The 23997-nt window shown below is 65.2% G+C and carries 20 protein-coding genes and 1 pseudogene; 13 read left to right on the forward strand and 8 right to left on the reverse strand.

Annotated elements, in window-relative coordinates; all coding sequences use genetic code 11:
- Positions 1 to 36: 36 nt before the first annotated feature.
- Both ACP69S_RS11465 and ACP69S_RS11470 read right to left on the reverse strand, forming a co-directional pair.
- Positions 37 to 2418, reverse strand: a complete 2382-nt coding sequence (locus ACP69S_RS11465) for a penicillin-binding protein 1A (RefSeq protein WP_425997282.1) — start codon at positions 2416 to 2418, stop codon at positions 37 to 39.
- Positions 2419 to 2577: 159 nt separating this feature from the next.
- Complete coding sequence (locus ACP69S_RS11470; protein ID WP_425997284.1) at positions 2578 to 3765, reverse strand: N-acetylmuramoyl-L-alanine amidase family protein; 1188 nt, start codon at positions 3763 to 3765, stop codon at positions 2578 to 2580.
- Between the two features lie 373 nt (positions 3766 to 4138).
- Here ACP69S_RS11470 and ACP69S_RS11475 point away from each other — a divergent pair, with 373 nt between their 5' ends.
- The 4 genes from ACP69S_RS11475 to ACP69S_RS11490 all read left to right on the forward strand — a co-directional run bounded on the left by ACP69S_RS11475 (position 4139) and on the right by ACP69S_RS11490 (position 9313).
- Complete coding sequence (locus tag ACP69S_RS11475) at positions 4139 to 4357, forward strand: hypothetical protein (protein WP_425997286.1); 219 nt, start codon at positions 4139 to 4141, stop codon at positions 4355 to 4357.
- The gene (locus ACP69S_RS11480) at positions 4281 to 6986 is read left to right on the forward strand and encodes an Rne/Rng family ribonuclease (RefSeq protein ID WP_425997288.1); all 2706 of its coding nucleotides are present in this window, start codon (positions 4281 to 4283) and stop codon (positions 6984 to 6986) included. Before ACP69S_RS11475 ends, ACP69S_RS11480 begins: the two co-directional genes overlap by 77 nt.
- Positions 6987 to 7130: 144 nt before the next feature.
- Positions 7131 to 8546 carry a M48 family metalloprotease gene (locus tag ACP69S_RS11485; RefSeq protein WP_425997290.1) on the forward strand — a complete coding sequence of 472 codons (1416 nt, stop codon included), beginning with the start codon at positions 7131 to 7133 and terminating at the stop codon, positions 8544 to 8546.
- Positions 8547 to 8572: 26 nt separating this feature from the next.
- Positions 8573 to 9313 (forward strand): DsbA family protein, encoded by a 741-nt coding sequence (locus tag ACP69S_RS11490; protein WP_425997292.1) that lies wholly within the window; start codon positions 8573 to 8575, stop codon positions 9311 to 9313.
- Here ACP69S_RS11490 and ACP69S_RS11495 read toward each other — a convergent pair.
- Together ACP69S_RS11495 and thiS are read right to left on the reverse strand one after the other, a co-directional pair.
- On the reverse strand, positions 9310 to 10116 hold the full coding sequence (locus ACP69S_RS11495) for a thiazole synthase (protein WP_425997294.1): 807 nt from the start codon (positions 10114 to 10116) through the stop codon (positions 9310 to 9312). The two genes, ACP69S_RS11490 and ACP69S_RS11495, sit on opposite strands and share 4 nt — an antisense overlap.
- Positions 10117 to 10214: 98 nt before the next feature.
- Positions 10215 to 10415 carry a sulfur carrier protein ThiS gene (gene thiS, locus ACP69S_RS11500; RefSeq protein WP_425997296.1) on the reverse strand — a complete coding sequence of 67 codons (201 nt, stop codon included), beginning with the start codon at positions 10413 to 10415 and terminating at the stop codon, positions 10215 to 10217.
- A 78-nt stretch (positions 10416 to 10493) separates the two neighbouring features.
- Between thiS and ACP69S_RS11505 the strand changes: the two genes are divergently transcribed.
- Genes ACP69S_RS11505 through aat form a run of 4 tightly spaced genes read left to right on the forward strand, consistent with a single transcriptional unit; the run spans position 10494 to position 13514 of the window.
- Complete coding sequence (locus tag ACP69S_RS11505; protein ID WP_425997298.1) at positions 10494 to 10937, forward strand: type II 3-dehydroquinate dehydratase; 444 nt, start codon at positions 10494 to 10496, stop codon at positions 10935 to 10937.
- 53 nt (positions 10938 to 10990) lie between these two features.
- The gene (accB, locus tag ACP69S_RS11510; protein WP_425997300.1) at positions 10991 to 11497 is read left to right on the forward strand and encodes an acetyl-CoA carboxylase biotin carboxyl carrier protein; all 507 of its coding nucleotides are present in this window, start codon (positions 10991 to 10993) and stop codon (positions 11495 to 11497) included.
- Between the two features lie 5 nt (positions 11498 to 11502).
- Complete coding sequence (gene accC / locus ACP69S_RS11515) at positions 11503 to 12846, forward strand: acetyl-CoA carboxylase biotin carboxylase subunit (RefSeq protein WP_425997302.1); 1344 nt, start codon at positions 11503 to 11505, stop codon at positions 12844 to 12846.
- A gap of 17 nt (positions 12847 to 12863) precedes the next feature.
- The gene (gene aat / locus ACP69S_RS11520; RefSeq protein WP_425997304.1) at positions 12864 to 13514 is read left to right on the forward strand and encodes a leucyl/phenylalanyl-tRNA--protein transferase; all 651 of its coding nucleotides are present in this window, start codon (positions 12864 to 12866) and stop codon (positions 13512 to 13514) included.
- Here aat and ACP69S_RS11525 read toward each other — a convergent pair.
- Together ACP69S_RS11525 and ACP69S_RS11530 are read right to left on the reverse strand one after the other, a co-directional pair.
- Positions 13451 to 14086 carry a DUF2155 domain-containing protein gene (locus tag ACP69S_RS11525; protein WP_425997306.1) on the reverse strand — a complete coding sequence of 212 codons (636 nt, stop codon included), beginning with the start codon at positions 14084 to 14086 and terminating at the stop codon, positions 13451 to 13453. The genes aat and ACP69S_RS11525 overlap by 64 nt on opposite strands.
- 5 nt (positions 14087 to 14091) lie before the next feature.
- Positions 14092 to 14487, reverse strand: a complete 396-nt coding sequence (locus ACP69S_RS11530) for an NADH:ubiquinone oxidoreductase subunit NDUFA12 (protein WP_425997308.1) — start codon at positions 14485 to 14487, stop codon at positions 14092 to 14094.
- A 217-nt stretch (positions 14488 to 14704) separates the two neighbouring features.
- Here ACP69S_RS11530 and ACP69S_RS11535 point away from each other — a divergent pair, with 217 nt between their 5' ends.
- The 3 genes from ACP69S_RS11535 to ACP69S_RS11545 all read left to right on the forward strand — a co-directional run bounded on the left by ACP69S_RS11535 (position 14705) and on the right by ACP69S_RS11545 (position 19027).
- On the forward strand, positions 14705 to 17410 hold the full coding sequence (locus ACP69S_RS11535; RefSeq protein WP_425997309.1) for a ribonucleotide reductase: 2706 nt from the start codon (positions 14705 to 14707) through the stop codon (positions 17408 to 17410).
- Between the two features lie 71 nt (positions 17411 to 17481).
- Complete coding sequence (locus tag ACP69S_RS11540; RefSeq protein ID WP_425997311.1) at positions 17482 to 17988, forward strand: pentapeptide repeat-containing protein; 507 nt, start codon at positions 17482 to 17484, stop codon at positions 17986 to 17988.
- A 94-nt stretch (positions 17989 to 18082) separates the two neighbouring features.
- Positions 18083 to 19027, forward strand: coding sequence for a pentapeptide repeat-containing protein (locus ACP69S_RS11545; protein ID WP_425997313.1), 945 nt, complete (start codon positions 18083 to 18085; stop codon positions 19025 to 19027).
- Between the two features lie 64 nt (positions 19028 to 19091).
- Here the strand turns inward: ACP69S_RS11545 and aspS are convergent, their stop codons facing one another.
- Entirely contained in the window at positions 19092 to 20930 is a 1839-nt protein-coding gene (aspS, locus tag ACP69S_RS11550; protein WP_425997315.1) for an aspartate--tRNA ligase, read from the reverse strand.
- A 915-nt stretch (positions 20931 to 21845) separates the two neighbouring features.
- A complete protein-coding gene (locus ACP69S_RS11555; RefSeq protein WP_425997317.1) occupies positions 21846 to 22610 on the reverse strand; it encodes an EcsC family protein in 765 nt (254 codons plus the stop codon).
- A gap of 9 nt (positions 22611 to 22619) precedes the next feature.
- On the opposite strand from ACP69S_RS11555, the pseudogene ACP69S_RS11560 reads away from it, so the two are divergent.
- Positions 22620 to 22855: pseudogene (locus tag ACP69S_RS11560) on the forward strand (hypothetical protein).
- 171 nt (positions 22856 to 23026) lie between these two features.
- Positions 23027 to 23896, forward strand: coding sequence for a hypothetical protein (locus ACP69S_RS11565; protein WP_425997319.1), 870 nt, complete (start codon positions 23027 to 23029; stop codon positions 23894 to 23896).
- The last annotated feature ends 101 nt before the right edge of the window (positions 23897 to 23997 follow it).

Raw genomic sequence — 23997 nt, forward strand, 5'->3', positions numbered from 1 at the left:
CCCCGCGTCGGCTACCGGCGCAACGCCGATGATGGATCAGTAGAGCCCGCTCAGCGGATCGGGCGCCCTGGGCGGCGGCTTGGCGGCTTCGGCGGCGTTGGGAGCGCCCGTGGGCACGCCATTCGGCCAGGCGTTCGAATAGGGCTGCGGACCCGCAGGAGCGGCAGGCGCTGAGACCTTGGGCTCAGTCCCCGGACGGAAAGCTTCGCGGATGCCGCGCACCGAGGCGAACTTGGCCGTCTTGGGTGGCTTGAAGTCGACTACGGGCTGGCCCTTCAGCGCTTCGCGCATGAAGTCCATGAACACCGGCACTGCGTCCGTGGCTCCGGTCTCGCCCTCGCCCAGCGAGCGGTTGTCGTCGAAGCCGACGAAGACCCCGACCACCAGGTTCGGCGAATAACCCACGAACCAGGCGCTGCGATACTCGTTGGTCGTGCCGGTCTTGCCCGCCAAGGGGCGGCCGAGGGAGCTGACCGACGCGGCGGTGCCGCGCTGGACCACGCCCTGCAACATCGAGGTGATCTGATAGGCGGTGACCGGATCCATGACCTGTTCGCCCGGCGCGTCAAAGCGTGGGCTTTCATCGCCATTGAAACCTGCGGTACACCGCACGCAGTCGCGCTTGTCGGCGCGGAAGATCACCTTGCCCTCGCGGTCTTGAACCAGCTCGATAAGGTGAGGCTCGACCCGGCGGCCGCCGTTTACGAAGGGAGCGTAGGCCGAGGTCAGCTTGAAAGGCGTGGTCTCCCCCGCCCCCAGCGCCATGGCCAGCACCGGCTGCATGTCGCGCACGACCCCGGTGCGCTTGGAGAATTCGATGATCTTCTTCATGCCGACGCTTTGGGCCAGACGTACAGTCATGGCGTTGATCGACTGTTCCAGGCCCCGACGCAGCGGCTGGGCTCCGTAGAACTCCTTGTGATAGTTCTCCGGGCTCCAGTCCTCGCCGTTCGCGCCCTTGAAGGTGATGGCGCTATCGACGACCACGCTGGCTGGCGTGTAGCCATTTTCTAGGGCGGCGGCGTAGACGAACGGCTTGAAGGCCGACCCCGGCTGACGCATCGCTTGGGTGGCGCGATTGAAGTTTGACAGCGAGAAGCTGTAGCCGCCGACGAGGGCGACGACGCGGCCGCTATAGGGCTCGATGGCCACCAGCGCGCCGTTGACGGCGGGCACCTGGCGCAGGCGATAGGTGGACGCACCCTCGACCTTCTCGACGAAGATCAGGTCGCCGGGCTTCAGACCCTTGCCCGCGCGGGCCCAAGCCACGTCTTCGCCAACGATGGCGCCCTCGCCCTCGTTCTTGATCAGACGGACTTGGCCATCCGTCGAAATAACAACGGCGGCGCGCCAATCTTGGCGTTCGGATGGCGGGCTTTTGGCGCGCGCGGCTTTTTCCCAATCGGCGTCGTTGGCCTCGACATGGCCCCAGGCGCCGCGCCAGCCGTGGCGGCGGTCGTAGTGCTCAAGACCATCCATCAGCGCCACACGGGCGGCGGTTTGCATGCGAGGGTCGAGCGTCGTGCGCATGTAATAGCCGCCTTCGCTCAGGCGGGGGCCAAGGGTGGCGACGCCGCGCTGGCGCACTTCCTCGACGAAATAGTCGGCGTCGCGATACGAGGCCCGTTTGGGGGCGGCCTGGACCACAAGGTCCTCGGCGATGGCCTTGTCGGCGTCAGCCTTGGACACCCAGCCCAGGTCGGCCATCTGGCCCAGAATCCAGTCGCGACGGGCCTTGGCCTTCGCCTTATTCCGGATCGGATGATAGTTGTCGGGTCCCTTGGGCAGAGCCGCGAGATAGGCGCTTTCAGCCAGGGTCAGCTCGGGCAGGGACTTGCCGAAATAGTTGTACGAGGCCGCGCCGACGCCGAACGAGCGATAGCCGAGCCAGATTTCGTTCAGGTACAGTTCAAGGATCTGCTGCTTGTCGAGCGACTGCTCCAGGCGGTGCGCCAGGATCGCTTCCTTGAACTTTCGACCGACCGTGGCGTCGCTGGTCAGCAAGACGTTCTTGGCGACCTGCTGGGTAATGGTCGAACCGCCCTCAAGGCGGCGCCCCCGCGCGGCATTGCTAACGTTCTTGACCATTGCGCGCGAGAAGCCGCCGACATCGACGCCGCTGTGGCGGAAGAAGTTGCGATCCTCGGCGGCCATGAAGGCCTGGGCCAGCTGAGGCGGGATCTGGTCGTAGGGAACGAAGATCCGGCGTTCCTTGGAATACTCACCGATCAGGGTGCCGTCCCACGCATAGACGCGCGTCGCCGTCGGCGGACGATAGTCCTGAAGCTCGCCTGCATCGGGCATGTCGTGGAACAGCCACGCGGCATAGATCGCGATCGCGAAGCCCGCCACGGCGATCGCGGAAAGCACCGCCACGCCTGCGATGGCCATCCATCGTTCGGTGGGTTTCAGATCCACGCGGCCTCCGTCGGACGACGCACACTCGCCCGCCCCTGCACTCATCCTCTAGAGCCCGTTCCACAAAAGTGTAAGCGGTTTTGCGGTCGCACCGTCGCGCCCGGGCTCTACCTCAAGCCTCTAACCTGCATCGCCGCAGGCGCCAACGGCGCGCACGTCTCAGGATTTTCGGACCTGGGTGGCGAAGTAAGATTCGATGGCGTCGCCAACCGCATTGACCACCCGGCCACGGCTGCCGGCATTGCTCAACAGGCGCTCATCCTCGACATTAGTGATGAAGCCCATCTCCAGAAGTACGGCCGGAACATCTGGTGCCAGCAGCACGATGAAGCCCCCGTCGCGATGGCTACGGCGCAGCAGTGGCGTCTCCTCGCCTACCCGTTCCAGAAGCAGTTGGGCAAAGGCGGCCGACCGGTTCTTGGTGGCGCGCTGGGAGAGGTCTAGGAGGATCTGGCTGACGGCGCGATCACGGCCCGGCAGACTGGCTTTCATCAGCCAGTCGTCCTTTTCCAGCACGCGAGCCACGCGCTCGGCGCCCTTTTCCGACAGCGTGTAGACGCTGGCCCCGCGCGTCGCGACATCAGGACCCGAGTCGGCGTGCATGGAGATAAAAAGGTCGGCATCGGCGCGACGGGCGATCTGCACACGCGCTTCCAACGGAATGAAGGTGTCGGTCTCGCGAGTCATCACGACCTGATAGCGACCGGATTTCTCCAGGCGAGCCTTCAGGGCTTTGGCCGCGAGCAGGGTGACGTCCTTTTCGTAAACAGACGCGCCCAGCGAGCCGGGATCCTTGCCGCCGTGGCCGGCGTCGATGACGATCACTTTCTTCAAGCGCAACGGCGAGGCTTTGACCGGGCTGGAGACCAGAGTCAGTCTCGGCGCGGGCGCTGGCGTGGCGCTATCGGTCGCCTTGAGGTCGATGACATAGCGATAGGCCGTCGCGCCGTCGCCCGGCGGCAACAGGAAGCGTCGGCGGACCTCTGCACGGGCGGAAAGGTCGAGGCGGAGGCGGGCGCCGCCGCCAGCCTCGTCGATGACCCAGCGCTTGACCAGACCCTGGCCAGCGCCCTGCAGGTCGCCGGAGACCGAAACATTGGGCAGGCCGATCACCACGCGCTGATCCAGAGAGCCATCGGCGATCAGCCGGCCTACGGCCGCGCGGTCCAGATCGATGACGACACGGGTTTCGGAGCGATCGCCGCCAAAGCGGACTTTCTGAACGCCGGCTGCTGGAGCGGGCCCCTGAGCAGTAGCCACAGCGACGCCAGCCACGGTCAAGCCGCCGACGATCAACGCCGCCTTTAACCAGCCTGTTCGAGCTAACCCGATGAGAACTCTACGCATCCCTCGCCCAAGCATTCCGGAGCCGGTGAACCGGCCGTCAATATCCGCCAGGCGCGGTAGCGAAAGCGTTAAATCTGACCTTGTTGTCGAGCGCTTTCCTTTTGCCTCGCGATGTTGCTACAATTCCGATGCGTGCGAGCGACGTTATCGTCATGGAAGCTCGCGCGGGCGTCTCGCGCCGAAGGAAGCCTTGCGCCTCTTTCGTCTCATGGGTCGCAGACTAGATAGTGATCAAGGACCAATCCTTCGTCCGCAGGCCTGACGCCTGCCTCGATAGCGGTCCGAGGAGCCCGCGTCGGGCTCTGCGCCTTCCCGGCGACGACGCGCCATCCGATCCGCGCCACTCCGGCGCGACAAGGAAAACCGAAACCTCATGGGCTGCGCCGCACCCGTCCGCCATTGGCATCCGACCTCTCGCAACCGCACTGGCGGAGCGACGGACGGTGACGCGCGCGCCTGTCTTTCATATCGGCGACCGGGCCAAGAGCCCGCCGTGCGCCGTGGAGATTCCCTTAATGTCGAAGAAGATGCTGATCGACGCAGCGCACGCCGAAGAGACGCGTGTGGTCGTCGTGGACGGAACCCGGGTTGAAGAATTCGATTTCGAAAGCCAGACCCGCAAACAGCTTCGCGGAAATATCTATCTCGCCAAGGTGACCCGTGTTGAACCCAGCCTCCAGGCTGCGTTCATCGAGTATGGCGGCAACCGCCACGGGTTCCTCGCCTTCAACGAGATCCATCCCGACTATTATCAGATCCCGGTCGCCGACCGCGAAGCGCTGATGCGCGACGATTCGCACGATGACGAGGACGACCACGTCGCCACGCGTCGCGGCGATGACGACGACGGTGATCACGTCGATGACGAGGAAGACGCCGTCGAGGAAGAGCTGGCGCGCCGCAAGCGTCGCCTGATGCGCAAGTACAAGATCCAGGAAGTGATACGCCGCCGGCAGATCATGCTGGTTCAGGTCGTCAAGGAAGAGCGCGGCAACAAGGGCGCGGCCCTGACCACCTATCTTTCGCTGGCTGGCCGCTATGGCGTCCTGATGCCAAACACCGCCCGTGGCGGCGGCATCAGCCGCAAGATCACCACGGTGACCGACCGCAAGCGTCTCAAAAGCGTCGTCCAGAGCCTGGACGTGCCGCAAGGCATGGGTCTGATCATCCGCACGGCCGGCGCCAAACGCACCAAGGCCGAGGTCAAGCGCGACTACGACTACCTGCTGCGCCTTTGGGAAAACATCCGCGAGACCACCCTGCATTCGGTGGCCCCGGCGCTGATCTACGAGGAAGAAGACCTCGTAAAGCGCGCTATCCGCGACATGTACGACAAGGAGCTGGAAGGCATCTGGGTCGAAGGCGAGGCCGGCTTCAAGGAAGCGCGCGACTTCATGCGCATGCTGATGCCCAGCCAGGCCAAGAAGGTCTTCCACTATCGCGAGCCGGCGCCGCTGTTCGTCAAGCACCGCATCGAAGACCACCTGGCGCAGATCTATTCGCCGGTCGTGCCTCTGCGTTCCGGCGGCTATCTGGTGATCAACCAGACCGAGGCGCTGGTCGCCATCGACGTCAATTCGGGCAAGGCGACGCGCGAGCGCAATATCGAAGCGACCGCGCTGAAGACCAACACCGAAGCCGCCGAGGAAGCCGCGCGCCAGCTGCGCCTGCGCGATCTGGCCGGCCTGATCGTCATCGACTTCATCGACATGGATGAAGGCAAGAACAACCGCGCCGTCGAGAAGGTCCTCAAGGACGCTCTGAAGGATGATCGCGCCCGCATCCAGATGGGCAAGATCAGCGGTTTCGGCCTGATGGAAATCAGCCGCCAGCGTCGCCGCACCGGCGTGCTGGAAGGCACCACCCACGTCTGCGAACATTGCGAAGGCACCGGCCGGGTTCGCTCGGTCGAGTCCAGCGCCCTGGCGGCCCTGCGTGCTGTCGAGGTGGAAGCCCTCAAGGGCAGCGGCGCGATCACCCTGAAGGTCTCGCGCGCCGTCGGCATCTACATCCTCAACGAAAAGCGCGCCTATCTGGTGCGTCTGCAACAGACCCATGGTCTGTTCGTGACGGTGCTGGTTGATGAGAGCCTGCACGCCGCCGAGAACGAGATCGAGCGCACCGAGCTGGGCGAACGCATCGCCACCACGGCGCCGCCAGTGTCGGACGACGACTTCGAAGACGAGGTCTATGACGACGAGGATGAGGACGAAGACGAGGAGATCCTCGACGACGAGGCCCTCGAACGCGAAGACACCGACGACGACGCCTCGGCCGTCCGCGCCGCGCCACGTGGCAAGCCACGCGCTGAAGCTTTGGAAGACGAAGGCGATCGCAATCGCAAACGCAAACGCCGCCGTCGCGGACGCCGCGATGACGTCGACGCCGCGCCGGAGGGCGAAGCTGTCGACGAAGCCGAAAGCGACGAGGACGGTGACGCCGATCGCGGCGACTTCCCTGCCCTCGAAGGCGAAGACGAGGAAGCCCGCCGCCGCCGCCGCCGCCGTGGACGTCGCGGCGGGCGCCGTGGTGGTCGCGAGGATGGCGATCGTCCGGCCGACGCCTTCGTCTGGACCCGTCCCCGAGTCCCGTTTGGCGACAGCGCCTTTGCCTGGCACGACCCGGCCGCACTGGATGGTCGCGGCGGCGAGCCGCGCCGTCCCGCGCCCGAACCGGTTGCCTCGACGCCGCAAGCCGAGCGCCCGGAACGCGCCGAACGACCCGAGCGGGCCGAACGGCCCGACCGGTCGGAAGGACGTTCGAGCCGCAGCCGTGGTCGCGGCCGAGGCGAGCGTGAAGCTCGTCCCGCGCCAGTAGAGGCCTTGGCCGATGTCGCGCTGCCCCCTATCCCGGCAGTGGCGGCTGAAGCTCCGCCCAGCGACATCTGGGTCGAATTGCCGGCCCCTGGCGACGAAGCTCCCAAAAAGGCTCGCCGTCCCCGGACACGCGGTCGCAAGGGTGACGCTCCGGCCACCGACGCGGTGATCGAACCCGCCGTCGAGGAAGCCGCCGTCCCTGAAATGGTCGCCGAACCGGTTGCGGTCGAAGCGCCCATTGAGATGGAGGTCGTCGCGCCTGCGCCGGTCGTTGTCTCCAAGCCTCAGCCCGCTCCCGAGCCGGAACCGGTCGCGGAAACGCTCTTGGCGCCCGCCGAACCCGATCCGGCCGAGATCACCGCTCCGCCGACCAAGCCGCGCGGCGGCTGGTGGCGCCGAGGCTGATAATAGATCGTGGACGGTCGGCCTCTGGTCCGGCCGTCCACGACGCCTATATGCAGATGGAGCCCGATGACGGCGGTGGTTCACACGCCGCCAGGTTCCACGCTACACTTGCCTGGACTGCGGGGGCGGGACTGGAGACGTTCGATGACCTCCCGCACGCGGTGGGCTGAAAAAAGGTTTCGCGCCTTCTGCTCCGTGACCGTGGTCGCGGCGCTCAGCCTTTCAACATTGATCCCTGCTGCCGCCCAGGAGGGCGCGTCGCTCATTCGCGACACCGAGATCGAGGAAATCCTCCTCAAGGACTCCACGCCGATTTTTCAGGCCGCCGGTCTCGATCCAAAATCCGTGCGTATCCTTCTGGTCGGCAGCAAAGATCTGCAGGCCTTCGCCGCGCCCGGCACCATGGGCATCTATACCGGCCTGATCCGTCAGTCCGAAAACCCGAACCAACTGCGCGGCGTCATCGCCCACGAAGTCGGCCACCTGCAGGCTGGCCACTCGTTTCGTTCCGGCGACATGATGAGGGCTGGCCTGAAGCCCATGATCCTGACCATGGGCCTGGGCGTCCTGGCTGCCTTGGCCGGCGCGCCAGACGCGGGCGCGGTATTGCTGGGCAACGCCAGCTATTTCGGCCAACTTGGCGCATTGGGCTACAGCCGCGAACAGGAAGGCCGCGCCGACCAGGCAGGCGCCACCCTGCTGGAAGCGACAGGCCAGTCAGGCCGAGGTCTGGTTGAGTTTTTCGATAACTTCCGTTACCAGGAGGTCTTCGATCAATCGCGGCGCTTCGCTTATTTCCGCAGCCATCCGCTTTCATCGGAGCGGATCGAGACTTTACGTAGCCGGGTGGAGCGACTCCCCAACTATGAGCAGGTTGATAGCCCAGACGACCTGGCCCAGCACGAAATCATGAAAGCCAAGCTGGAGGGTTTCATGAACCCTCAGTCGGCTCTCATCAAATACAAGGAAAACGATCGCAGCTATCCGGCCCGTTACGCCCGCGCCATCGCCTACTACCAGATGAAGGAACCAGATCGGGCCCTCAGCCAGATCGACGCCCTTCTGACTGAACAGCCGGACAATCCATACCTGTGGGAGTTGAAGGGCCAGATTCTGTTTGAGTTCAACCGCGTTCATCTGGCCGAGGAACCTCAGCGTCGCTCGGTGGCGCTCAAGCCCGACGCTCCGTTGCTGCGGATCAATCTGGGCCAGACCTTGATTGGCCAGAAAGAGCCCGCCAAGGTCGAGGAAGGCGTGCGCGAACTGAAGCGCGCGCTGTTGAACGATACCGACAACGCCGTTACCTGGCGCTTGCTCGCCCAGGCTTATGACCAGCAGGGCAAGGATGGCGACGCCCGTCTGGCTACGGCCGAGCAGTATTTCTCCATGGGCGCGGCCCAGGAAGCGCGGGTCTTCGCCATGCGCGCTCGTGAGCTTCTGACCAAGGACACGCCTGAATGGCGGCGCGCCACCGACATCGTCCTGGCCTCGCGTCCCAGCAACCAGGACCTCAAAGATTTGGCCAAGGAGGGCGCGACCCAGTCCGTCTTCCGTCGCTGATTCAGCACCCCGATTTCGAGACAGTCATGACTCTGCACCGCCGCGCTGGCGCTCTCGCCGTTTCGCTCGCCCTGTCGGGTATCCTCTTGGGCGCCTGCTCGCCTGCCAAGCCTGATAAGGAATTTGGCGAAAAGGTCCGCGCCTATCTGCTGGAGCACCCCGAGGTGCTGCTGGAAGTCAGCGCCAAGCTCGAGCAGAAGCAGGCGGCCAAAACGGCGGAGACCGGGCGCAAGGTCATCGGCCAATACCGCCAGGCCATCGAGCGGGATCCGCGCGACTTCGTCGCCAATCCCAACGGCTCGGTCACCGTCACCGAGTTCTTCGACTACAAATGCGGCTATTGCCGCGTCGCCACGCCCGAGTTGCTCAAGCTGATCGCCGAGAACCCGGACGTGCGCTTCGTGTTCAAGGAGTTCGTGATCTTCGGCCGCGATTCCGAAGCCGCAGCGCGACTGATGTTGGGCTCCAGGGAACAGGGCAAGACGCTGCAACTGCACCAGGCGCTCATGGCTGAGAAGAGCCTGGACGAAGCCGGGGCGTATCGCATAGCCGCAGGGCTTGGCGTCGACGTGGCAAAGGCTCGCGCCGTCGGGGCGTCAGCCGCCGTCACGCAGCATCTGGCCGACACCCATGACCTTGCGCAGTCGTTGTCCATCGAGGGCACGCCAGCCTTCATCGTCGGCGACACCATGATTCCCGGCGCCGATATGCAGGCTCTGAAGCTGGCCATCGCCAACACCAGGGCGGCGGCGCTCAAGAAAAGCTAGATCAGCCCCGCCAGTGGCGAGCTGGGATCGGCGTACATCCGCTTGGGCATTCGACCGGCGAGATAGGCCTCCCGGCCCGCGATGACCGCATGTTTCATTGCCCGGGCCATGCGGATCGGATCCTTGGCCTCGGCGATGGCAGTGTTCATCAGGATGGCGTCGCAACCCAATTCCATGCCGATCGCGGCGTCCGATGCCGTGCCGACGCCAGCGTCGACCAGGACCGGCACCTTGGCGTTCTCGATGATGATCCGCAGATTCACACGGTTCTGGATGCCGAGGCCCGAGCCGATCGGCGCGCCCAGCGGCATGATCGCCACGGCGCCGGCTTCTTCCAGCTTGCGACAATAGACCGGATCGTCCGAGCAATAGACCATCACCTGGAAGCCCTCGGTCACCAGCAGCTTCAGCGAGCGCAGGGTCTCTTCCATATCGGGATAGAGGGTCTTGGGGTCGGACAGCACTTCCAGCTTCACCAGGTCCCAGCCGCCGGCCTCACGGGCCAGGCGGAGGGTCCGCACGGCGTCCTCACCGGTAAAGCAGCCCGCCGTGTTGGGCAGATAGGTAAAGCGGTCCTGCTTGATATAATCGACCAGCAGCGGCTGTGTCGGATCGGTCAGGTTCACGCGGCGCACGGCCACGGTGACGATCTCGGCCCCGGCGGCTTCCGCGGCGGCGGCGTTGGTCGCGTAGTCCTTGTATTTGCCCGTGCCGACGATCAGCCGCGAGCGGAAGGTGCGGCCCGCGACGGTCCAGCTATCGTCGGACGTCAGGGCGGGGTCGGGGGAAACGTGCGCGTTCATAAGGTTGGTTTACGCCCCGTCCGGCGCAGTTTCAAACCCGTAAGAGCCTCAATACGCCCTTCGCGACTGGGCGATGTCTCGCGCTCCAGGCAACGAGACTAGCCGCCACCGATAAATGTCACGATCTCGATGCGGTCGCCGTCGACCAGAACCGTATCGGCATAGGTCGAGCGCGGCACGATCTCCAGATTGCGTTCGACGGCTACCTTGCGCGAGTCGAGGCCCAGCGCGGACACCAGATCGGCGACGCTGGAGACATCGGCGATCTCCCGCTCATCGCCATTCAATAAAAGCCTCATCTCACCTCCTGAGCGAGCGCTGCTTGTGACCCGGCGGAACCGGCTATACAAGACTTTCGGAATCGACGGCGGAGCCGAATGGTAAACCCGATCCATGTGCTGAGCGGCCCCAATCTCAACCTGTTGGGAACGCGTGAGCCCGAGATCTATGGCAAGGACACGCTGGACGATGTCCGGGCGCGCTGCGATGCGCGTGCGGCTTTGCATGGCCACTCCGTGGTCTTCCGGCAGTCCAACCATGAAGGCGAGCTGATCGATTGGGTGCAGGAGGCGCGTGTGTCTGCTTCCGCTCTGATCATCAACCCGGCCGGCTACGGCCACACCTCGATCGCCCTGCTGGACGCGCTCAAGACCCTGAGCATTCCAGTGATCGAGTGCCACCTGTCCAACCCGGCTGCGCGGGAGGAATTCCGCCGCCACACCTACGTCTCGCTGGCGGCCACGGGGATCGTCTCCGGCTTCGGCGCGGCGAGTTATGAACTGGCGATCGAGGCCGCTATCGGCCTGATCGGCGCGAACTAGGTCCAGCCCGCTGGCGTTTCAACGCCGCGAGCCAAGAGAACAAGGTAGCTTCAATGTCCAATCCCAAGGCTTCCGCCGATCCGGTCGAGACCCCGTCGATCGACGCCCGCCTGGTCCGCAAACTCGCGGACATCCTGAAGGACACCGGCCTGAGTGAAATCGAGGTCGAACACGCAGGCCTGAAGATCCGCGTCGCCCGCGAACTGACCCTGACCGCTGCCGCCACCACCTATGTTCAGGCCCCGCAGGCCTACGCGCCACAAGAGCCCGCTCCCGCTGCCCCTCCGGTCGTCGAAGCCGCCGCCGCTCCGGCCGCGCGCGCCGCTGGCGACATCGTCAAGTCGCCGATGGTCGGCACCGTCTACATGTCGCCCCAGCCCGGCGCCGACAACTTCGTGAAGGTCGGCGACACAGTGGCTGCGGGTCAGACCCTGCTGATCGTCGAAGCCATGAAGACCATGAACCCGATCGCGGCCACCAAGGCCGGTAAGGTCGTTGAAATTCTCGTCGGTGACGCCCAGCCCGTCGAGTTCGGCGAGCCGCTCGTCGTCATCGAGTAATGATCATGTTTGACAAGATCCTGATCGCGAACCGGGGCGAGATCGCGCTGCGGGTTCACCGGGCCTGCAAGGAAATGGGCATCGCCACCGTTGCGGTCCATTCCGAGGCCGACTCCAACTCCATGTGGGTCCGACTGGCCGACGAAAGCGTCTGCATCGGCCCCGCCCCCGCCGCCAAGAGCTACCTGAACATCCCGTCGATCATCGCGGCCTGCGAGATCACCGGCGCCCAGGCGGTTCACCCCGGCTACGGCTTCCTTTCGGAAAACGCCCGCTTCGCCGAGATCGTAAACGCCCACGGCTTCACCTTCATCGGTCCCAAGCCCGAACATATCCGCCTGATGGGCGACAAGATCACCGCCAAGCAGGCCGTCAAGGAAGCCGGCATTCCGGTGGTTCCCGGTTCGGATGGCGGACTGGCCACCGAAGAAGAAGCCTTCGCGGCCGCCGACGTCATCGGCTTCCCCGTGCTGATCAAGGCCGCGTCCGGCGGCGGCGGTCGCGGCATGAAGGTGGCCCAGACGCGCGAGGATCTGGCCGAGGCCGTCTCGACGGCGCGCTCGGAAGCCCGCGCGGCTTTCGGCGACGACACGGTCTATATGGAGCGCTACCTCCAGAAGCCGCGCCATATCGAAATCCAGGTCATCGCCGACAGCCACGGCAACGTGGTGCATCTGGGCGAGCGCGACTGCTCGCTGCAGCGTCGACACCAGAAGGTGCTGGAAGAGGCCCCCTCGCCCGCCCTCGGCGCCGCTGATCGCGCCAAGATCGGCAGGATCGTCGTCGATGCCGTCAAGGCCATCGGCTATCTCGGCGTCGGCACCATCGAGTTCCTGTGGGAGAACGGCGAGTTCTTCTTCATCGAGATGAACACCCGGCTGCAGGTCGAACATCCGGTCACCGAGGCTATCACCGGCATCGATCTGGTGCGCGAGCAGATCCGCATCGCCGCCGGCCTGCCCCTGTCGTTCACGCAAGCCGAGGTGGTTTTCGAAGGCCACGCGATCGAATGTCGGATCAACGCCGAGAACGCGCGGACCTTCACGCCCTCACCCGGCACGATCACCGACTTCCACGCTCCCGGCGGCCTGGGCGTTCGCCTGGATTCGGCGATCTACACCGGCTACGCGATCCCGCCCTATTACGACAGCCTGATCGGCAAGCTGATCGTCCACGGTCGCGACCGCCAGGAGTGCATCGCGCGCCTGAAGCGCTGCCTGGGCGAGATGGTTGTCGGCGGTATCGAGACCACGATCCCGCTGTTCCAAGACCTGCTGGTCCAGCCCGACATCCTGGCCGGCGACTACGACATCCACTGGCTGGAACGCTGGATCAAGGCGCAGGGCTAAGCTGGGCGGAGGCGCGGATGGACGCCTTCACGGTTGACGATTTGATCGCCTGCTATCAGCGCGGGGTCTTCCCGATGGCCGATGCGCGCCACGATGAGAGCGTCTTCCTGATCGATCCCGAACGACGGGGGGTGTTGCCGCTGGAAAGCGTCCACATCTCCCGCCGACTGTCTCGCACCGTTCGTTCCGACATCTTCCAGGTTCGCATAGACAGCGCCTTTGACGCCGTGGTCGAGGCTTGCGCGACCTCACGGCCCGGCCGTCTGGAAACCTGGATCAACGCGCCGATCCAGCAACTGTACGGCGAACTCTTCGCGCGGGGACTAGCCCACTCGGTCGAATGCTGGCGCGATGGTCAAATGGTTGGCGGCCTCTACGGCGTCTCCCTGGGCGCGGCGTTCTTCGGCGAAAGCATGTTCTCCACCGAACGCGACGCAAGCAAGGTCGCGTTGGCCCATCTGGTCGGACGGCTAAGGTTCGGCGACTACCGACTACTCGACACCCAGTTCATCACCGATCATCTGCTGCAATTCGGGGCTGTCGAAATAACGCGCTCCGACTACCGGCGCCGGCTGGTCAAGGCTTGGCCGGCTCAAGCCGATTTCTATCGCTTCTCAGCCGGAGCCACCGGAGCGGACGTCTTGCAGGCGATCAACCAAGCGTCATAGACCGGGTGCTGTAGCGGGTTCATGCCCGGCGAATTGGCGTACATCCAGCCCTTGTAGACCTGACGTCCCGGAGGCGCGACGCGGCCGGCTACGGCCTTGGGCTGGGTATCGACCACGAGATACGCCGTGGACTCGGGCGCGACCTCATCTACCGCTGAGGTTTCGCAGGCCCTCACGGTGAAGATCAGGGTTTTGTAACGGATGGGCTGACCAACCGGCGCCTCGAAGCGCATCGTCTCGGTAGTCACCTTGTCGAGCGCCTGGATGATGGCTACGGAGGAACGGCCGCGCTTGGCCGGTTCTGCCGGCTTTGCAGGTGTCGTAGCCTTGGCCGGCGCCGGCTTGGCCACAGGTTTCTCAACCGCTGGCGCAGGTTCTGGAACCGGTGTCGCAACGCGGGGCTGAGGCGTAGGTGTCGTAGTGCGAGGCTGCTGTGTTTCGGGCGCCGGCGCAACCGGGGCCGTTGGCGGCTGCGGAGCGACCGGGGCTGTAGATTGCCGCGCGGACGCAACGCCAACCATCGTCAGACCGATGGCCAGCACCGACACGGTGGTGATCACTCGGCAACGCATCAGGCCTATTCCGGCTTCCAGGGCTGGTAATCGCTGGTCGCGACAGCGCGTTCACCGCCTCGAGCCAGAGAGCCTTTCGGACGCCAGGCGTGAACCGTACCGGTCAGGTTGGGGATGTGGTCCTTTTCCCAGCTGCGACGCGGCAGCGGGTTGGTGGTCGGCGGCTCGTCGAACGTATAGTGCAGCCAGCCGCTCCACTCGGCTGGAACCTTCGAGGCCTCGGCATAGCCGTCATAGATCACCCAGCGGCGCTTGTGGGCGTCGTAGCTATCGCTGGCGTCGCGAGCTTCGAAATAGCGATTGCCGAAATCGTCCTGGCCCACGAATACGCCGCGACGGCCGATGTGGAACCGCTGACCCAAGGTCGCGCCGTTCCACCACGTGAAGATCGCTTTCAGCACTACGTTTGCACCCGAATTTGCAAGCACTTCCCGGTCGCGAAGAGCGCGACGAAGCAGCCGGACTATAGGGCGGCCGGTCCTTAGCGTCCAGCATCTGCCCGGCGATCGGAATTCAACATCTTGTGGACCATATGGCCCGAGGCCCCAACATCTATTGAAGGGCGGTTGGGGGCGATCTAGATTAGTCGTCTCTTGGCGCTTAGCCGCGGAATCGCCCATGCGCAGTCAGTCCGGATATGTCGATCAGCCCCCCGGGGCGGAACGACGCGAACTCGAGCGCAGCAACGCCGTCGTCGAGGTCCTGGCCCCGCCGACCTGGACGGATGCGCGCGTCGAGTCCTGGCTGGACTGGGCCGGCGAGTCACTCGACCCCGAATCGTTGCTTGGCGGCGGTCCCGCTCGCTATGCTGATCGCTTGGCCAAGGCCGGACTGGCCAAGGGTCTGTTCGCCGATGCCACTGATGCGGGCGCTTTCCGCGACGCGCTACTCGCGACAATGTTGACCGGCGTCGCTACGCCGACGGGATCGCGGCCAGCGCTGGATCATCTGCCCGACATCGCCGAGATTGAATTCCGCCAAGTCGTCAAGGGTCAATTGGGCCGTCGGCGCAGCCATGCGCTAGCCAGCAAGGCCGCCTCTCGCCTGGACGCCGCTCTGGCTCAGGTTTCAGACGCTGTCCAACGTTGCCATGGCGACGCCAAGGCCTGCGCCGATCCCCGCAAGAACAGCGCCTTGGCCCGGGCCGCCCGTCGTGCTCGCGATCTGGGCGCTGACGATCGGATGATCTCGGACGCTATCGCTCTGGCCGGTGCGCCTCGCACCCCGCTGATCGACAGCATCGCCACCCCGGCCACCGCCATGGTCGCCTCGGGCTCGCGAGCGACCGTGTCGGCCGGCGACGACAACGCCAGTTTCGCGGCTCAGGTCGGCTGGGAGACCAGCGCTCTAACCGTCACACTATCGCCTGAGGACGCCGAAGCGCTTTCCCGGGGCGGGGCAGTGGGCGCGGCTATCGACGCTTCCGCTTTCCAGTCCGAAGACGCCTTCGACGTTCAGGGTTTCACCTACGCTGTACATATCTGGGCGACTGCCCTTGACATCGAGCGCGGCGACCAGCCCGCCACTATCGGTCTGGCCGGCGTGGGCGACTGGCTGCTCGCCCAAGGCCTGTCGCTCACCAGCAGCGACGGGCGCGACGGCGCCTCGGCGCTATGGGCCCTCACCGTCGGCTCGGCGCTGGCCGCCAGCGCCGAGGCCGCGGCCACCTTGGGCGCGGGGGCCGTTTTTACCCAGGACCGTCAAACGGTGCTGCGTAGCCTGGCCGAACGTCGCGTGCGCGCCGCCGCCTTGCGATCCCCCTTGGCCTCCGAGGCCGCCACGGCCTTGGCCATGGCTCACGGCTTGGCCAAGAAGCACGGCCTGCGATCCAGCGCCTTGGTCGCCGCCTTCGACGACCCGGAAGCCGCCCTTCGGCTCGGCGGACGGCCGATGGGCTGGGCCGGCGCCGCTTCCCCGGTTTCGACGGTCCAGACGGCCGACGGTCTGTTGGTGCCTTCGTTCAGCGCCGCAGCGTTCAGTTGCCTGTCGAGCGCAAAGTGCGAGATCGACGCCGCCCGTCGCCACGCGCTCGGCCACGGCTCGCTGACCGACGCACCCGCTATCGACCACGCCGTCCTGCATGCCCGAGGCTTTACCGCTCACGAGATCGAACAGGTGGAGGACGTGCTGCGCTCGGCCAAAAGTCTGCGCCAGGCTTTCGCCCCGGCTGTTGTCGGCGCCGGGTTCCTCAGCGACGTGCTCGGCGCGCCGTCCAAGGCTTTGTCCCAACCCGATTTCGACACCTTGGCCTTCGCCGGCTTCTCCCCCTCCGAGATCCTAGCGGCAGAGCAGCATGCTTTGGGAACGGGCCTGCTCTCTGATTGCGGGGCCCTGAGCGCCGAGGTTCGGACCGTGTTCCTGTCGGTCGAGGCGCCGGTCCTAGCTGACCGCTTGGCGATGATCGCCGCGGTCGAGACCTTCACCTGCCTGCCGGTTCCCGTCGTTCTGCCCTTGCCGTTCGATGCCCGGCCGGTGGATGGAACCCGCTTGCAAGCCGCCGCGGCCCGGGCCGGAGTGCGCGCCCTGCGCCTGCACCGCGCCGATCCGCCGGCCGGGTTCCGTCTGGACCTGCCAGAGCAACCTGCCGAGGCGCCGCGCCAGCCGATCCGTGAACCCGTCATCACCGAACGGGTGATTGAGAAGATCGTTGAGCGCGACCGTTCGCGCCGCAAACTGCCGGACCGCCGCAAGGGCTACATCCAGAAGGCCGCGGTAGGGGGGCACAAAGTCTATCTGCACACGGGCGAATATGACGACGGCGAGGTCGGTGAGATCTTCATCGACATGCACAAGGAGGGCGCCGCCTTCCGCAGTCTGATGAACAATTTCGCTATCGCCGTATCGCTTGGCCTGCAGCACGGCGTGCCGCTGGACGAGTTCGTCGACGCCTTCGTCTTCACCCGTTTCGAGCCGGCCGGGCCGGTGACGGGCAACGACTCGATCAAGTCGGCGACCTCGATCCTCGACTATGTGTTCCGCGAGCTGGGCGTCTCGTATCTGGGCCGCGACGACCTGGCCAACGCCGACCCGCAGGAGTTCAACGCCGATGGCTTGGGCCACGGCAAGGCCGATGCGCCCGGCGTCGAGCCCGAGCCCCTGCCCGCCAGCAAGTTCATCTCCAAGGGCTTCTCGCGCGGCGCGGCGACCGACAATCTGGTGTTCCTGCCGTTCGGCGGCCGCAAGACCGAGGACGCAGTGCAGATCGCCAGCAGCCAGGCAGACTTCTGCCCGGCCTGCGGCGACATCGCCCTGACCCAGCGTGGAGCCATAACCGTCTGTGACAGCTGCGGCGTGCAGTCCCACCGCTCCGAGCCCGCGACCTGACGTCGTTCGTCTGGCCTTAAACTTCCGGTGTCACCCTGCTGGCGTCGATATTCGCCAGGATGCGTTTCAGAATGACCCCGACCGCCCGCTTCGCCGCCCTGGCCTTGAGCTTCGCCGTACTGGCGAGCGCCGCGCCGGCTCTGGCCCAGAGCGCCGGCCAGATCGCCCGCGTTCGAGGCGGCGCCAGCTGCCCGGGGTGCAACCTCTTTCAGGCTGACCTGTCCAGCCTGACCCTGCGCAGCGGCCTTAACCTGTCGAAAGCGCGCCTCCGCCAAGCGGATATGTCGACGGTGGTGATGAACCGCGCCAGCTTCGCCGGCGGCGATCTGCGCGACGTCAACGCCTATGGCGGCGTGTTCGGCGGCGCCAGCTTCGCGCGGGCCGACCTGACCAATGCCAGCTTCGTTGGCGCCTTCCTCGAAGGGGCCAATTTCGCCGGAGCCAATCTGACCGGCGTGAACTTTTCGGGGGCCGAAATGGACCGCGCCGCCGGCCTGTCGCAAGGTCAGCTGAACCGGGCTTGCGGGGACGATTCCACGCGTTTGCCGCGCGGGCTCTCCATCCCTGGTTGCCGTTAAGTTCCTGTCATTACCGCGATTTAAGTGGCGCCCTGCGGCTCGCGGGGCCAAATCGTAACTCGTGCAGTCGCGTATTGGCTGGTAGGAGATTTCGATGTCCCGCATGGGCGTTTCACTCGCGGTTCTGACGCTGGCCCTGACGGCCCTGGCCGGACAGGCCCAGGCCGGTCCCGAGGACAAGGACGTCGCCCGCCTGGTGTCGTTCGGCGGCATGTGCGTCAACTGCGAGCTGTCGGGCCGCAAGCTGACGGGCGCCAAGTTCACCGGCGCCAATTTCGACCGCGCCGTCCTGATCGGCGCCGACCTGCGGGGCGCGGCCTTCTATGGCTCCAACTTCTCCAGCGCCGACCTGACCCGCGCCGATCTGCGGGGCGCCGAGATGCGCGGCGCCAATTTCGTCAACGCCAATTTCACCGACGCCCGTCTGTCGGGTGTCGAGAGCAGCGGCGCCAATCTGGCCAACGCCAATCTGACCCGCGCCGACTTCTCATCGTCCGAGCTGCACGGCGCCAACATGGTCGGGGCCAATCTGAGCAAGGCCAATTTCTCCAACGCCGAGCTGACCGGCTCGAACCTGATCTCGGTCAACGCCCGGGGCGCCGACTTCCGTAACGCCGAGCTGAATCACGCCAACCTGACCGGCGCGCGGTTCGACCAGGCCAATATGCGCAATGCGGAGCTGACCGGCGCCACCCTGCGCGGCGCGATCTTCCACGGCGCCGACTTCAACGGCGCCGACCTGTCGGGCGCCGTGCTCGGCGGGGTCGACCTGTCGAACGTCCGGGGCCTGGACCAGGACCAGCTGGACGAGGCCTGCGGCGACAGCTCCACCCGCCTGCCGCGCGGCCTGACGGTTCGGTCCTGCCACGGCGACCGTCGCCAGATCCGCGTGGACATCGATTTCCACCGCGCCCAGGCCGAGGCCCATCGCGTGGCCGCCGAAGCCCGGGCCGCCGCCCACGCCAGCGTTCCCAGGCCGCCAAAGCCGCCCAAGGCCCCGCCAGCGCCGCCGGCCCCGCCCAAGCCGCCGAAATACTAGTCTCGACGCGTACCCTGAAAACTTCAAAGGCCCCGGTCGCGAGACCGGGGCCTTTTTCTGTGTCCTAGACCTTGATCGGAGGCGCCGAGCGGATGTGCAGTTCTTTGTACTGTCGCTCTGCGGCCTCGGCCGGAGCGTTCATCAGCAGGTCCTGGCCCTGCTGGTTCAGCGGGAAGGCGATGACCTCGCGGATGGCGACCTGCTCGGCCAGCAGCATGACGATCCGGTCGATGCCGGGGGCCAGACCGCCGTGCGGCGGGGCGCCGAAGCGGAAAGCGTTCAGCATGCCGCCGAACTGCTCTTCCACCACCTCGGCGCCATAGCCGGCCACTTCGAAGGCCTTGAGCATGATCTCGGGCTTGTGGTTCCGGATCGCGCCCGAGCACAGCTCATAGCCGTTGCAGACGATGTCGTACTGATAGGCGCGGATGGTCAGCGGGTCCTGGGTCTCCAGGGCCTCCAGACCGCCCTGCGGCATCGAGAACGGGTTGTGCGAGAAGTCGACGCGCTTTTCGTCCTCGTTCCACTCGAACATCGGGAAGTCGACGATCCAGCAGAACTTGAACTGGTTCTCGTCGATCAGCTTCAGCTCGGTGCCGACGCGGGTGCGGGCCAGGCCTGCGAACTTGGCGAACACGGCCGGGTCGCCGGCCACGAAGAAGGCGGCGTCGCCGGAGCCCAGGCCCAGCGATTCCATCAAGCCTTGCGTCGGCTCGCCCAGGTTCTTGGCGATCGGGCCGCCCCACGCGCCCTGGTCTTCGCTCCAGAACACATAACCCAGACCCGGCTGGCCTTCGCCCTGGGCCCAGCTGTTCATGCGATCGCAGAACGCCCGCGAGCCGCCCGTCGGCGCGGGGATGGCCCACACCTTGTTCTTGGGGTCGCTGCCGAGGATCTTGGCGAACAGGCCAAAGCCGCCGTCACGGAAGTGCTCGGAGACGTCGGCCATCTTGATCGGGTTGCGGGTGTCGGGCTTGTCGCTGCCGTACCACTTCATCGACTGGGCGTAGGTCAGGCGCTCGAAACCTGCGTGTTCCTGCGTCGCACCGAAATCGTTGGTGAAGGTGTGGGCGCCCGAAATCGGCGAAACCGGCTTGCCGCCCGAAAACTCCTCGAACACCCCGTGCATCACCGGCTCGATGGCCGCGAACACGTCTTCCTGGGTGACGAAGCTCATCTCGACGTCGAGCTGGTAGAATTCGAGGCTGCGGTCGGCGCGCAGGTCTTCGTCGCGGAAGCACGGGGCGATCTGGAAATAGCGGTCGAAGCCCGACACCATCAGCAGCTGCTTGAACTGCTGCGGGGCCTGGGGCAGCGCATAGAACTTGCCCTGATGCAGGCGCGACGGCACCAGGAAGTCGCGGGCGCCCTCCGGCGAGGAGGCCGTCAGGATCGGGGTCTGGTATTCCAGGAAGCCCTGCTCGACCATCCGGTGACGGATCGAGTGGATCACCCGCGAGCGCAGCACGATGTTCTTGTGCAGGGTCTCGCGGCGCAGATCCAGATAGCGGTGCTTGAGGCGGATTTCCTCAGGATAGTCGGGCTCGCCGAACACCGGCAGCGGCAGTTCGGCGGCTTCGCTCAGCACCTCAACGGCGGTGACGTGGATCTCGATGGCGCCGGTCGGCAGGTTGGGGTTCACGGCCGCGGCGTCGCGGGCCAGCACCTTGCCGTCCACCTTGATCACGCTCTCGGCCCGCAGGCGTTCGACAATGTCGAAGCCGGGGGTCTCGGGGTGCAGCACCAGCTGGGTCAGACCATAGTGGTCGCGCAGGTCGATGAAGACCAGGCCGCCGTGGTCGCGCTTGCGGTGAATCCAGCCCGAAACCCGGACATCGGCGCCGGTGTCGGAGGCGCGAAGGGCGCCGCAGGTATGGGTGCGGTAGGCGTGCATCGTGGTCATGACAAAGTCTTCGAAAATCGCGGGAACGCGTTGATTTGCAAGGCGCGGAAAGGCGCATGGGGGGGCGGCTATGTCAAGGATTCTGCGGTTGAGATCCTCCCCCTGAAGGGGGAGGCGGTCCGAAGGACCGGAGGGGGAAGCGTGCCTATCCGGCGAGGTCACGCCCCCCTCCGTCGTCCCTTCGGGCCGACACCTCCCCCGCTAGAGCCCTTTCCGACCTGATGGCTTCATCAGGGTCGGGCGAAAAGGGCTCTAAATCAGAAGTTTAGAGCATTTTTCGATCCGATAACCGTTTCACACTTATCGGAAAATGCTCTAGGGAGAGGATTTTGGTCACGACTTCGCCCCCTCGCGCTTTCGCTGCGAGGGTGATGGAAAGGGTCGCGGAGCGTCCGGACCACGTCCGGATGTGTGAGTAGCAAATACCGTTTCGACGAAGCCGTCCGCTCCGCGTCATCGTTATCCGTCGGCGTCCCGTCGGGTGGCCCTGTTGAGGCCTTACCGGGAGCCAAGCCGCTCCGTTTCCGGAACCGCTCGGCGGTCGAGGCGGGCGAGCCTGAAGGCTAAATCACACCCGTCTATCCTCATCCACGCCAACGGCGGGCGGGTCCTGCAACGCCAGGATCCCCGGACTGGTCGAGTATCCCCCTCGACCCCAGCCCCGCTCGATCACACCCCGCCGCCGCATCGGTCGCTGGCCTGGCGCCCTTTCCTCGCGACGAGGTGGGACGAGAATACGGGAGGTTTGAGCGCGGAGGATAAGTTTGCTGGACGCCCGTCTAGATCCTCCCCCTAGCGGGGGAGGTGTCGGCGAAGCCGACGGAGGGGGAAGTTCTGCTGAATCAATGCGGTCTTCCCCCTCCGGCCCCCATTGTCATGGGGACCACCTCCCCCGCTGGGGGGAGGATCTAGGGCTCAATCCCCATGCCTGTCCGGGGACGGCGCGATCGCAATCCCCATAGTTGGCCCCGTGGTCGCCCCCTCCTCCCGCATCCGGTAGGCCATCACCGCCGTCTGCCCCAGGCTTTCGACCAGCCGCCAGTTGACGATGGCCCCGACCGGCGCGCCGATCACGGGCAGCATCTGGGCGAGCTTCGCCAGGTCGATATGGTCGCGGTACTGCTGCTGGAAGGCCCGCCAGTCGAAGGCCTCCAGCGTATCGGGACGCTCGGCGCGGCGGGCGTCCCAGTTGTCCATGGCCGCCAGCACCCGGGCCCGATGGCCGGCGTCCGAGAAGGCCAGCTCGAAGATGTGCAGGATATAGAGCCGCTCATCCAGGTCGGTCCCGTCATGGCCGAAGATGGCGGCGATCTCGAACAATAGCTTGATCTTGAAGCTCATCAGCAGCGGGAAGTCGGCCGCCGCCAGCAGGAAGCCCCCGGCCCCGGCCACGCCGCCCTCGACGCTGGCGGTCTTCTTCCAGCCGTCGATGGCGGCGGCGGCCTTGGCGCGCTTCTCGTCCAGGCTCAGGCCGCGCTGGGGAGAGCCGGTGGCGAAGTCGGCGCCGGTCAGAATGCCCCGCGTCAGGCCCTCCATGGCCGTGGTGATCGCCGCGTGGATCTTCTCGGGGATGATCTGGTTGATCCTGACCTGCGCCTTGCGCGCGAGGCCGCCGAGGGGGCCCGCGGGCTTGGTCATTGCAGCGCGCCAGGCGGCTAGGTCGGGGGGTGGTGAGGTCATGGCCCTGAGATAACCCTTCTCCCCTTGCGGGAGAAGGTGGCGGCCGCAGGCCGACGGATGAGGGGTCGCACGGGCGGCGCCCCATCAGCCCGACCGCCCGTCGCGGCGGCCCTCGTCTTCAACCCCTCATCCGACCCCGGACTGCGCCGGGACCACCTTCTCCCGCAAGGGGAGAAGGAGCGCTAAACCGCCTCCGGCCTCAAATGCCCCCTGACCGCCATCGCCGTGAAGTACGGAGCGACTAAGGATGGCGCTTACGACACATTCCTGCCCAAGCGGGTCACGCGGTGGAGGTTCGCGGTGTTCGGGCCGGTGATCTTGCTGGGGTTTGGGTTGTTGGCGGTGCGGTGGGCCTTGCCATCGTAGGAAAACACAACAGTTACCGCTAAGCTTGCGCAGCGAAGGCGGGCGGCTCAATGGACGATATTGCTGAATCAACGATGGAGCCGTTCAAGCCCATTGAGCAGGAGATCATTGTCCTCAAAGCGGCCTGGGGGTTGATCTACGAGATGGTAAACTTCGAGATGTTCACGCCTATCAAGGCGGGCGCTGTGGAGGTTCACCCAACCGATAGCGTACACCAACGATTGTTCAACATTCTACTCATCGATTTTCTGGACAAACCAGGTGCGGAGACGTTCGACTTAATTAAGCCGACGAAGAGCAGCTCCGATGATTTCATATCCCATTTGAGTTATCTGCAGCAAATTGCGGACAGACCGATGATGAACACCGAGAACCCCGATCTACTGCGTAGACCTGTTACCGCCTTCAATGATTGGCTCAACACTGAGTTCACGGTTAGAGACGTGTGGCTTTCGACTATCGAGCGGAAAACTGATTTAACGCTACGTCGGGTCGAATACATCAAAATCTGCGGCAACATCGCTAAACACGGCTTCTCACGGCTCTCGTGGGACGTATCGATCATGCGAAAAATCCTGAAACGCAACGACGTGGCAATAGACCGCGATCAGGCATACATGGCGCTTCCGGACTTCTATGCTTGGTTCCACGACAATATCTTCAACTACCACATTGGTCAGATAGCTGCGCACCTCAACGATATCCGCTGGGGCATCTATGATTACCTCGCACCGATGTTCGCATGGGCTTACATGAAGCAGCCGCATCCAAGCATCCCCGATTGGTACGAGTATCGCTACCCGCCTGCCGTTACCCGTCTCCTGGCAAGATCGATGTTTTGGGACCTCATGAACGACGTGCGCTCTGAGCCATTCGTCCCGCGCTTCCACATCCATCCAATCCTGACGCAGAGGTACTAACGACCTCACTGCCCACTAGGAAATTCAGTCCCCCACAAGAGACTTGAGGACACAGCCCATCCACACCTCACCACCGCTAATCCCCACCTTCCCTCACCCGC

The sequence above is a fragment of the Caulobacter sp. DWR1-3-2b1 genome, from assembly GCF_049895765.1.
Taxonomy (GTDB): domain Bacteria; phylum Pseudomonadota; class Alphaproteobacteria; order Caulobacterales; family Caulobacteraceae; genus Caulobacter.